Genomic DNA, 11,754 nt, shown 5'->3' with positions numbered 1-11,754 from the left:
TAAAGAGATGCTAGCTTTTCAGATAAGGATCTTCCTGAGCAAGATAGTTCTGCACGTAATCTTTTGCAGCATCTTCCAGAGAAGTGAATGGTTTATCGTATCCGGCAGCAACCAGTTTACTCATATTAGCCTGAGTGAAGTATTGATACTTATCCCTGATGGATTCAGGCATTTCAATATAACTTAGATTGGGCTTTACATTCATCGCAGCAAAAACAGAATTAGCGAGTTCATTCCACTCACGGGCCTGCCCTGTGCCGATATTGAAAATCCCATTCTTGTCAGGATTTTGCAGGAACCACCACATAACATCCACGCAATCTTTGATGTAGACAAAATCTCGTTTCTGCCCACCATGAGGATATTCAGGTTTATATGATTTAAAAAGTTTCATTTCACCAGTTTCACCGATCTGGCTGTGCGCCTTGCAAATGACACTTCTCATATCGTCTTTATGGTACTCGTTAGGCCCAAATACATTGAAAAATTTCAGGCTGACCAATTTATCCAGAACTCCTCCACGCTTAGCCCAGAGGTCAAAAAGCTGTTTAGAGTAACCATACATATTCATTGGCTGCAATTGATCAATACCATCATGATTGTCATCAAAACCAAACCGCCCGTCTCCATAAGTTGCTGCACTTGAAGCGTTAATAAAGCGAACGTCATGATTGAGACAAAAGCGACAGAGCATCTGAGTATAGCGGTAGTTGTTTTCCATAAGAAAATCCGCATCAAGCTCTGTTGTGGAAGAACAAGCTCCCATGTGAATCACTGCATCAGTTTCAAATGGGTCATCGCCTTCAAGCATAAGCTTATAGAATTGATTTCTATGCACATAATCTTCATAACGAAGATTAACGAGGTTCTTCCATTTTTCAGTAGATGCAAGATTATCAACGATAAGAATATCATCGATCCCCATCTGGTTTAACTTCCAAACCATGGCACTGCCGATAAATCCGGCTCCGCCAGTTACAATATACATAAATCAATTCTCCAACTATTTTAAGTAGATATAACAAGGAAACAACCCTGTCACACAATTCAAGATGCCGGATGTTACTTATTTTTTTAACTCTTTTCAACTACAATCGTGTAGATAAATAAACTTCAACTGATGTTTTCATAAAATAAAATTCACTCTTTTAAAAAAAGTAAAAACTGGCAAATCAAATTTTACTCTCCAACATACTGATAATTTTATTTTTTATATAGATATTATTTTCTATTCCAGTTACAAATCGGACTTTCACAAACGACATGTACAACAACACCAAACTCGTGACCGGCCAAGAATTACATTGCACTTACATTCTAACCTAAAAACTTACATTACAGTAACTACATAAAGCATTAAATATACAATGATAGTCAAAGTAAAAGAAATAATAATACATTACATAAACAATGTAACAAAACAAAGAAAGCATACTTACAACCTATAATTCTCTTTCCTTATTAAAAATAACCTTTTTTTTATCTTTCACTCCGCACCATGGCATGATATATTTTTAAAATATTATCAATTTATTATGATTTTTTCTAGACTTTTTTACAACAACTGTATCTATTGTTGCCATATACTTTTTATTCTTAATATTTATTTCACTTTTTAAACGAGAGAAGTATGAGTTATTCAGTAAAAGAAATTCTTCACCTTGAGGTATCCCCGGCACTTGGTTGTACTGAGCCCGTAGCAATAGCACTTGCCACTGCAGCTGCTGCATCTGTAATCAAAGACGAGAGACCAGACAAAATTGAAGTATGGGTTGATCCAAATATCTATAAAAATGGACTCGCGGTAATTATACCGGGCACAGGCGGACTTAATGGACTCGACACCGCAGCAGCGTTAGGAGCACTTTACGGAGATCCGGCTTTGGGTCTTGAGGTTCTGGACCCTATAGATTTAACCGGAGTAAGGAACGCATGCGAATACAAAAAGGAAAATCCTGTTCAGGTTAATCTTCTAGAAAATCACCATGGTATTTATGTTCGAGCATTGCTGACTTATAAAGAACACCAAGTAGAAGCAATAATTGAAACAGTGCATGATAATATTACCAGTCTGACAATAGACGGCAAACCAGTCCCCAATTCAAAACTGCTTAAGGAAGAACAGGCACATCAGGCAGATGTATCCAAATTGGAAGAATACATTAAAAAACTCTCGTTAGATGACCTTGTTATGATGATTGACGATCTCGATGATGACGATTTTGCATTTCTCAAGGAGGGCATCACCTATAACATGCGTCTTGCCGACTACGGGCTGAAACATGGATCGGGACTAGGAGTCGGGATGACTCTGGAAAGACTGGCACGGCTGAAAATCCTGAGTCGTGATATGATTCTTGCCGCACGCATAGTTACTTCCGCAGCCTCCGATGCACGCATGGGGGGAATAAAACTCGCAGCTATGAGTTCTGGAGGTTCCGGCAATCATGGACTAACAGCCATATTACCAATTTACGCAGTAAGCGATTTTATTGATTGCACTGAAAAGACAATGCTTGAAGCAATAGCACTAAGCCATCTGGTTACAGCTTATGTGAAAGCCCAGACAGGAAGACTTTCTGCTGTATGCGGTTGTTCCGTTGCAGCCGGGGCTGGAGCGACAGCCGGCATAACATATCTTATGGGTGGGACGACTTCACAAATGGCGGGGGCCATTACCAACCTGACTGAAGATCTTGCCGGAATTATTTGTGACGGGGCAAAATCAGGCTGTGCCCTGAAGTTGGCAACTGCCGCAGGAACGGCTGTTCAGGCAGCACTTTTTGCAGTTCATGGAGTAAATGTCCACTCTACCGACGGAATTATTGGCAGTTCACCGGAGCAAACGATGCAGAACATAGGAACACTTAGCACACAGGGTATGATTGATACAGACCGGACCATACTCAAAATAATGCTTGAAAAACATTTTGTTTCTGCAAACAGTTAAAAGATGTCAGAAAATAATATAAAATTGTTGATTAAGGTATATTTATCCCTTACTTTATAAAGGCACGCATTTTTTTAATAAACCGCTAACCTTACTCTTGGAGGACTTAAATATGTTCAGTAAAAAAACGTTTTCTATCCTGTCGCTGACACTGATCGCCTTAATGGCTTTCGGATCCATGGCTTCTGCTGAATCAAGAATTATTCTTAAACCTAAAGTAGACGCTTTTGCTTATTTTGTTGACACGTCACCATCTATGGCAAAGTCATACAAAAACACTGGTACACCTAAAATTATTGCAGGACTTAATGCTCTTAAAAGATTAAATAATGTAGTTCCTGAACTTGGCTATCAGTCTGCACTTTATGCTATGCCAGATTTCGTAACTTACTCCCCTAAAGCTACTTTCAGTAAAGCGACGATGGCTAGAGGGCTTTCAGCAGTTCCATCTGAGTTATCTTTCTTTCAGGCTACCCCCATGGGCAGAGGCTTCACTGATCTTGATGGAGCTGTGAAAAACTGGGATGGTAAATTCGCAGTAATTTTTGTTTCTGATGGCCTTGCCAACTCAGGCAGAAACCCTGCTGTTATAGTTTCTGATATGGAAAAAAAATACGGCGATCGCTTCTGCCTGCACGTGATAAGTGTCGCCGATACTCCTAAAGGAGTTTCAACTCTTAAAAAACTTGCTTCAATGACTCCATGCGGTGTCTATGTAGATGCTTCTGATCTCTCACGTAAAGAAGTCCTTGATAAATTTGCTCAGGACGTATTTTATACACAAGAAGAAGAACTTATCGTGGAAGTAGTTGAAGAAGTAGTTGTTCCTGTCCCTGTTCCTGTTCAGGAAAAAATTGTTTTCCGTAACTTCAATTTCGGTTTTGACAAATATCAGCTTACTGACGAGATGATTGCACCGTTAACTGAAGCAGCAGCACTTCTCGAAGAATATCCTAACCTTAAGGTATTGGTAGGTGGACACACAGACTCCACAGGCCCGGAAGCATACAACCTTGGTCTGTCTGAGCGCAGAGCAAAATCTGTCGCTAACTGGCTTGCAGAAAACGGTATCCCGGCTGACCGTATTGTTGTTAAAGGCTACGGCGAAAATAATCCTAAGTTCGACAACAATACCAAGGAAGGCCGCAAACTTAACCGTAGAGTTGAAATTGACGTTGAAGACTAATAACGAAATAATAAACCTTAAAATCTCCTTTATCGATATTGCATAAAGATAAATCAGGAGTAATACTCGGGTGGAAAGGACTACCTTTCCACCCTTTTTTCAATTTGGAGTGTTTAATGAAAACTGTTAACAAATTTCTTGCAGCCCTGATTTTATTCTCTTTGCTGCCTTCAGTTGCTTATGCCTCTACCCTTGCCAGTCAAGCCGAGCACGATCAATTCCGTATCTTTGCCATCGGCTGGGTGAAAAAGCTCAATCGAAGCCACCTCAAAGGATTCCACAACATGGAAATAATCCTTCAAGAAGATGGAAGCTACATGGCTCGTTATCATGCTATTAACCCCGACAGTATCAAATGTATTGTTAAAAACACGAGTTCTAAAACAAAGGGAATGGTGGGAATGCTCAAATACATTGAAACCATATACCAAAGCAAAGCTGCAACACCGCAGGAAGCACGGTCTAAAAAATTTACCCCTGTAAAAAATATCCGCATAACTGAAATTTTCAGCAATACAGGAAAAGGCTGGCGTTAAATATATAACACCAACCCGAACCTATTAATTAAAAGCTAAAAAAAAAGACCGATTGATATAATACCAATCGGTCATTTTTTTCTTCACTATAAAACAATTTTATTTAAAACGCTCTACAAGCTGACTTAGCTTTTGAGCCATTTCCGAAACATCCTGAATACCTGCATTGGCATTCTGAATCCCTTCAGAAAGAGTGTGAGACAAATTATTAATCTCAGTCACACTGTTGTTAATCTCATCACTGGTAGATGACTGCTGAGTCGCAGCAGTTGCAATGGTTCTAACCATATCTGCAATTTTGACAGACTCGGTCACAACCTCATCAAGGACCCCGCCGGCCCCTTCAGCAAGCTTGACGGTATTATCAACACGACTTCTGACTCCGCCCATTTCGTCAACAACATTGCTTGTTCCCTGCTGAATCTGATTAATTGCACCTTCAACTTCATTCGTTGCAGTCATCGTTTTTTCAGCAAGTTTACGAACCTCGTCTGCCACGACAGCAAATCCGCGACCGGCCTCACCGGCACGAGCCGCTTCAATAGCAGCATTGAGAGCCAGTAGGTTTGTCTGATCAGCAATATCATTAATAACAGACATGACTTCACCGATATTTTCAGCCTTAACAGAAAGATCTGTCAGCATTTCAGATAATTTATCTGTAGTTTCTGTAACAAGATGAATTTCTTTAACTGTTTTGGAGACAACTCCTCCACCATCACGGGCTACAGTATTTGCCCGTTCAGAAGCTTCGGCTGTCTCTCCTGTATTTTGAGCTACTTCAAGGACAGTAGCATTCATCTCTTCCATGGCAGTTGCAACCTGCCCGGTCTGCATTGCTGTAGTATCAACTCCGGCAGTTAATTCGTTCATCTGCAGAGCAAGATCATTACAATAAACAAGCAGATTCTTGGAAACTTCCGTGACTTCGTTCGCAACCTCTAAAAGAGCCTCTTGCTGTTGCTCGATATGTATACGACTGGCTTCCTCAGCAGTAAGATCTACCATCACAGCGATAGCTCCGACAATTTCGCGTTCAGCATTAAGCAATGAGCAGACCTGATACCGTAACGGAAATTCAATTCCGTCTTCTCTATTATAGCGCAGCAACCCTTCCGGACAACCATTTAAACTAATAGCTTCTTCTGTCAGTGGTTTACCTTCGTGCATAAAATAATTTTCAACAGAAGAACCGAGAATGTCTGACTCTGATTTATTCATAATTTTCTGTAATGGCTCATTTACAAAACTTATTCTCTGATCTTTGTCGACAACAAACATTGGAACATTAATTCCACTCAATACGCCACTGTTATATACCAGTTGGTCCTTGATCTGACTTGCCATTTTTCCGAGATGCTCACCTAAAGAACCGAGTTCATCACAACAATCAACTTTAAAATTAGCATTAAGATTACCGTCGATAAACTCATCAGCAGCACCGGATATGACCTTAATACGGCTAACTATAGACCTGCGCATAAAGAAAAGTAATGCAGCGAGAAGAGATAATAACCCTCCAAGAGAAAGAGCTGCACCTTTGTACTGAGACTCGTGCAAAGCAACAAATTGTGGAGTGACATCCTGCACCATCATCAATGAACCTAAAATAGGCTGTCTATGCCCGTGACAATGATAACATTTCTTTTCATTTTTAATCGTTTCAACTTCAACAAAAACATTCCTGCCATCAAGTTTTGCAAGTCTTCCTTCCTCAAGAGGTTCCTTCAGGCTACGTTCAAAGAGATTTATTAGCTCAGGATTGTCAAATTTAGCAGTCAAATCAGAGCGAATTTCCTGAGCTTGCGTAGCATAAGTTATATTGCCTTTAAAGTTAGTCAGATAAATTTCAACATCTTTATATTTCTTAGAAACTATTGCGAATTTTTCAGTAGTTGCAGAGTTATCTCCTTTCGCCATAGGCTCTCTGATTGCAAGTTGAAGCATGTCAGCATATCGATGAGCAGTATTCTCGATCTCATCTACCATTGAATTTTTTTGCCAAAAAGAATTACCCAAAAACAGGAGAAAAAATACAATTGAAGTCAGAAGCGATGTAAGCACCAAAACTTTTGTGCCAAGGGAGTTCCGTATAAAATTCATACTCCCCCCTAGTGTGCGCCGCCGAAAATCAGCGGTTTAAAGTTAAAATTATCTACCCGCTCGGCGTTATGGCAAGTTTCGCAATCTTTAATATTCATTTTTCTTTTAATAAATTCGGGGTCACCGTCTTCAGCGTGTAAAGACCCAGGACCATGGCAAACTTCACATCCGGCATCCGCAAGATCCGGTGTTTGTTCAAAAGACACAAAACCTCCGGGCTTCCCGTACCCGGTGGCGTGACATGCAAAACATTCTTTGACCTCATCAGGGTCAAGATCCGAAGCCATAATTTTTACGCTTTTACTGGAATGAGCCTTTTTAGAATACTTGCTGTAGTTGCTATACTCAGTTTCATGGCATTCCTTACATTTTGAGGACCCTACATAAATAGCAGAATCTGAAAAGCTATAATCAGCCAACACACACCCGAAAACAACAAATACCGTTAGAAACACCCCGATTCGAACGGCAAAACCACTTCTTATCATAGAACTAACCCCGTTGTTATGATATAGAACCCCAAACAAAGGCTTTACTTTATAGTTGAAATCCACTGATTTCCCGCAAAATAAATCACAATTACAAAATAGCCTTTTTAGCACCACTGTATGTTTGGTATCCCCTTTCATTTTATAAGTGAAGGAAAAAAATAATTCTACAGTAACAACACAAGTTTATGAGTAGCATCATTATTAATAAGTCATCACTTAAATGGTTATAGATATTATAATTATACAAATTTGTACCACTGTTACTATTATTTTTAAGCTCAACATACTAATCATATCAAACAACCTCGTGAGATCCTTTATGCTACCGCTTAAAAAGACTCACAACGACACGTACATAAGTAATATAACAATCTGTCTTTATTCTCTTTAACCAACAAAAAGCAATTAAAACAGCACACTTGTATTCCCTGCTAAATTATGCGGGAATATTGCTTGCAGATTAGCCGCATCTTCTGGCAGTATACGGCATCTTAAGAATCTAACCTCTGTAAAATCTTTAAGCCAAATCTACACACAAAAGTCCGCTCCACCGGACTTAAAATCGGAAAGGCGGCTACTCATTTATGGGAATAGTTAATATTACGAAGTCTTACGATGCCGATTTTGTAAGGCAGGTCGAAGAAGAAAGCGGACAAGATCTTGCACTGTGCTATCAGTGCGGTAACTGTACCGCCGGGTGTCCATACACATTTGCGTATGACTACCCAGTCAGCAAGATCATGCGACTAGCTCAGGCAGGTCAGAAAGAAACCGTCCTGAAGTCAAAGTCCCTGTGGCTGTGCGCCACTTGTGAATCTTGCACGACAAGATGTCCTAACAACATTGACGTTGCGCACATCATGGATGTTTTGCGCCATATGGCCCGCCGCGAAGGTTATGCGCCGGTCCCCACTGTCAAAAAGTTCTGGGATAGCTTCCTCGACTCTGTTGAAAACAACGGGCGCGTATTTGAAGTTGGTCTTCTTGCTGCATACATTGCTAAAACAGGAAGATTCTGGACAGACCTTGATCTGGGACCAAAAATTTTGCCCACAGGCAAAATGCATTTCAAACCACATCAGATTCAGGGAAAAGAAGAAATTGCTAAAATATTCAAAAGGTACAAAGAGGGGTCCCGCAAATGAGTGATTCCTTAAAATTTGCATATTACCCCGGATGCTCTGGAACCGGAACATCGATGGAGTACGACATGTCCACACGTGCAGTCTGCCGTGAACTGGGCATTACGCTTACCGATATCCCGGACTGGAGCTGTTGCGGCTCGACTCCGGCACACACGGTTGACCATACCTTGTCCTGTGCTCTTTCTGCCCGCAACCTGCAATTGGTTGAAAATATGAAAATGGACACTGCTATTACACCTTGTCCCAGCTGTCTCACAAATCTTAAGACAGCTGAACGACGCATGAAAGATGACGACATGCGAGACAAAGCAAATAAGCTGCTGGATAATCCATATAAAGGCGGAGTAACCACTAAATCTGTTTTGCAGATTCTGGTGGAAGATCTGGGACTCGATGCACTGAAAAATAAAACTGTCCGTCCACTTAAAGGACTTAAAGTTGCTGCATACTATGGCTGCATCATGAACCGTCCTCCGGAAGTCATGAACTTTGATGATCCGGAACATCCAATGGCCATGGATAATATCATGACTGCTCTGGGTGCTACGGTTCTGCCGTTTCCTTTAAAAGTTGAATGCTGTGGCGCATCATTTGGTATTCCCCGTAAAGATGTTGTTATGAATCTTTCAGGAAAACTGCTGGATGCTGCGGATGATCTGGGTGTTGATGCTCTGGTCACCGCCTGCCCACTGTGCCAGATGAACCTTGATTTACGCCAAAGCCAGATCAACTCGGCAACAGATGCCAAGCACAACATTCCAATCTTCTACTATACCCAGCTGATGGGTCTGGCTCTGGGGATGAATGAAAAGGAACTGGGAATGAACAAGCTCTGTGTGAGCCCCCGCAAAGCAATCAATGCCATCGGCAGTGAAAATAAATAGCGGACGACCCTGCTGATAACGTAAAGGAGAAGACTTAAATGAAAATCGGAGTCTTTGTCTGCCATTGCGGGACAAATATCGAGGGAACCGTTGACACCGCTGCAGTTGCTGCGGCGGCGAGAGAATTCCCAGGTGTTGTTTTCGCAACAGATACAATGTACGCCTGTTCCGAACCCGGACAGGATGGAATAATAGAAGCTATCAAAGAACATAATCTCGATGGCGTAGTAGTAGCATCCTGCACACCCAGAATGCACGAGCCAACTTTCCGTAAAACTCTGGAAAGAGCTGGCCTTAACCGCTACCTGTTTGAGATGGCCAATATCAGGGAACATGTTTCCTGGATCGGCAAAGACCGTGAAGCCAATACCAATAAGTCAGTCGACTTAGTGCGTATGGCTGCGGCTAAACTGCTTAACAACAAACCTTTGTTCTCCAAGTCCTTCGACATGAATAAAAAAGTCATGATCGTCGGCGGTGGTGTTGCCGGTATTCAGGCGGCACTGGACTGCGCTGACGGCGGACTTCAGGTTGTTCTGGTTGAAAAGACTTCTTCCATCGGCGGTAAGATGGCAAAACTGGATAAGACATTCCCTACTGTGGACTGTTCCAGTTGTGTTCTCGGGCCCCGTATGGTTGATGTTGCCCAGCATCCTAACATTACTCTTCATGCCTATTCAGAAATTGAAGAAGTTAACGGTTACGTGGGTAACTTTGAAGTCAAGATCAAGAAAAAAGCCAGCTATGTTAACTGGGATCTCTGTACAGGTTGCGGTATCTGTATGGAAAAATGTCCCAGTAAGAAAGCAGCTGATCCTTTCAACGAAGAACTTGGCAAAACAACTGCAATCAACATTCCCTTCCCTCAGGCAATCCCAAAGAAAGCGGTTATTGATCCGGATTTCTGCATGAAGATGATCAAAGACAAGTGCGGAGTCTGCGCTAAGGTATGCCCATCGGAAGCTATCGACTATACACAGAAAGACGAAATCATCACTGAAGAAGTTGGCGCAGTTGTCGCCGCGACCGGTTTTGATCTCTTCGACTGGACTGTTTACGGTGAATACGGCGGCGGTAAATATCCTGACGTAATCACCTCTCTGCAATATGAACGTATGCTCTCCGCTTCAGGACCTTCGGAAGGACACATCAAGCGTCCATCAGATGGAAAAGAACCTAAGAATGTAGTATTCATCCAGTGTGTCGGTTCACGAGATAAATCTGTTGGCCGTCCCTACTGCTCAGGTTTCTGCTGCATGTACACAGCTAAACAGTCTATCCTGACCAAAGACCATATACCCGACTCACAGTCATATGTATTTTACATGGACATCCGTGCTCCGGGAAAAATGTATGATGAATTCACCCGCAGAGCTATGGAAGAGTACGGAGCAAGATATATCCGTGGTCGCGTGTCCATGGTCTACCCTAAAGGTGATAAGCTGATTGTTCGTGGAGCTGATACCCTCATGGGCGATCAGGTTGAAGTTGATGCGGATCTAGTTGTTCTTGCTGTTGGAGCTGAAGCTTCTATCGGCGCAACTGATTTAGCTAAAAAACTTCGCATCTCTTATGACGCATACGGTTTCTTTATGGAAGGCCATCCCAAGCTCAAACCTGTTGAGACAAACACCGCAGGGGTTTTCCTTGCAGGAGCATGTCAGGGTCCCAAAGATATCCCGGCATCAGTTGCACAGGGTAGCGCCGCTGCGGCAAAAGTGCTTTCCATGTTCGCAAAAGACCAGCTTGAAAGTGACCCGCAGATTTCTGTAGTTGATATCAAACGCTGCATCGGTTGCGGCAAATGCATCAGCACTTGTCCTTTCGGAGCGATTAAAGAAATCGATTTCCGTGGACAGCCTAAAGCTGAAGTGATTGAAACAATTTGTCAGGGTTGCGGTATCTGCACATCCACCTGTCCACAGGGGGCAGTACAGCTACAGCATTTTACTGACAACCAGATTCTTGCGGAGGTTAACGCAATATGCCGGTTCTAGAAGGTAAAGAACTAAGAATCGTCGGTTTTCTCTGCAACTGGTGCTCCTACGGCGGCGCGGATACTGCCGGCGTTGGAAGATTTGACCAGCCGACTGATTTAAGAATTATAAAGGTTCCCTGTTCAGGACGAATAGATCCTCTGTTTATTGTGAAAACACTCATGTCCGGTGCGGACGGAGTACTCGTGTCCGGTTGTCATCCTAATGACTGCCACTATGCTGAGGGTAACTTTTATGCCCGCCGCAGGCTTGAAATGCTCAAAAGGTTCATCCCTATGCTGGGAATCGATCCGAACCGTTTTGACTACACCTGGGTTTCCGCATCAGAAGGTCAGCGTTGGCAGGAAGTTGTGACCAAGTTCACCGAACAGATTCACAAACTCGGACCCGCACAGAAGATTGAAGGTGCGGATGCTGAAGAGACACTCAAATTGATGGAAGCGTCCCTCTAGGCAGGGCTGG

Annotated in this window: 10 protein-coding genes; 7 read left to right on the top strand and 3 right to left on the bottom strand. The window is 42.4% G+C overall.

The annotated features are described in order from the left end of the window. Positions 1-10: 10 nt before the first annotated feature. Entirely contained in the window at positions 11-988 is a 978-nt protein-coding gene (gene rfaD, locus H589_RS0116930; protein WP_027723123.1) for an ADP-glyceromanno-heptose 6-epimerase, read from the bottom strand. A 642-nt stretch (positions 989-1,630) separates the two neighbouring features. On the opposite strand from rfaD, the gene H589_RS0116925 reads away from it, so the two are divergent. From H589_RS0116925 to H589_RS0116915, 3 genes are all read left to right on the top strand, one after another. Further along, positions 1,631-2,950 (top strand): L-cysteine desulfidase family protein, encoded by a 1,320-nt coding sequence (locus H589_RS0116925; protein ID WP_027723122.1) that lies wholly within the window; start codon positions 1,631-1,633, stop codon positions 2,948-2,950. A 112-nt stretch (positions 2,951-3,062) separates the two neighbouring features. Next, a complete protein-coding gene (locus H589_RS0116920; protein WP_027723121.1) occupies positions 3,063-4,136 on the top strand; it encodes an OmpA family protein in 1,074 nt (357 codons plus the stop codon). A 116-nt stretch (positions 4,137-4,252) separates the two neighbouring features. Then, positions 4,253-4,672, top strand: a complete 420-nt coding sequence (locus H589_RS0116915; protein WP_027723120.1) for a hypothetical protein — start codon at positions 4,253-4,255, stop codon at positions 4,670-4,672. A gap of 99 nt (positions 4,673-4,771) precedes the next feature. Here H589_RS0116915 and H589_RS21160 read toward each other — a convergent pair whose 3' ends face one another. Both H589_RS21160 and H589_RS0116905 read right to left on the bottom strand, forming a co-directional pair. Then, a complete protein-coding gene (locus tag H589_RS21160; protein ID WP_027723119.1) occupies positions 4,772-6,775 on the bottom strand; it encodes a methyl-accepting chemotaxis protein in 2,004 nt (667 codons plus the stop codon). A gap of 8 nt (positions 6,776-6,783) precedes the next feature. Continuing rightward, entirely contained in the window at positions 6,784-7,263 is a 480-nt protein-coding gene (locus tag H589_RS0116905) for a cytochrome c family protein (protein ID WP_027723118.1), read from the bottom strand. Positions 7,264-7,850: 587 nt separating this feature from the next. On the opposite strand from H589_RS0116905, the gene H589_RS0116900 reads away from it, so the two are divergent. From H589_RS0116900 to H589_RS0116885, 4 genes are read left to right on the top strand one after another with little or no spacing between them, the layout of a single operon-like run. Further along, positions 7,851-8,411: a 4Fe-4S dicluster domain-containing protein gene (locus H589_RS0116900; RefSeq protein WP_027723117.1), complete on the top strand. Its 561-nt coding sequence runs from the start codon at positions 7,851-7,853 to the stop codon at positions 8,409-8,411. After that, positions 8,408-9,295, top strand: coding sequence for a CoB--CoM heterodisulfide reductase iron-sulfur subunit B family protein (locus H589_RS0116895; RefSeq protein WP_027723116.1), 888 nt, complete (start codon positions 8,408-8,410; stop codon positions 9,293-9,295). The genes H589_RS0116900 and H589_RS0116895 overlap by 4 nt, the downstream gene beginning before the upstream one ends. Before the next feature lie 38 nt (positions 9,296-9,333). Continuing rightward, on the top strand, positions 9,334-11,292 hold the full coding sequence (locus H589_RS0116890; protein WP_027723115.1) for a CoB--CoM heterodisulfide reductase iron-sulfur subunit A family protein: 1,959 nt from the start codon (positions 9,334-9,336) through the stop codon (positions 11,290-11,292). After that, positions 11,280-11,744, top strand: coding sequence for a hydrogenase iron-sulfur subunit (locus H589_RS0116885; RefSeq protein ID WP_027723114.1), 465 nt, complete (start codon positions 11,280-11,282; stop codon positions 11,742-11,744). The genes H589_RS0116890 and H589_RS0116885 overlap by 13 nt, the downstream gene beginning before the upstream one ends. Positions 11,745-11,754: the final 10 nt, after the last annotated feature.

Source organism: Maridesulfovibrio zosterae DSM 11974, assembly GCF_000425265.1.
Classification (GTDB): Bacteria; Desulfobacterota; Desulfovibrionia; order Desulfovibrionales; family Desulfovibrionaceae; genus Maridesulfovibrio; species Maridesulfovibrio zosterae.
Note: the sequence above shows the minus strand (reverse complement) of the source record. Positions and strands in the feature narration are given on the sequence as shown.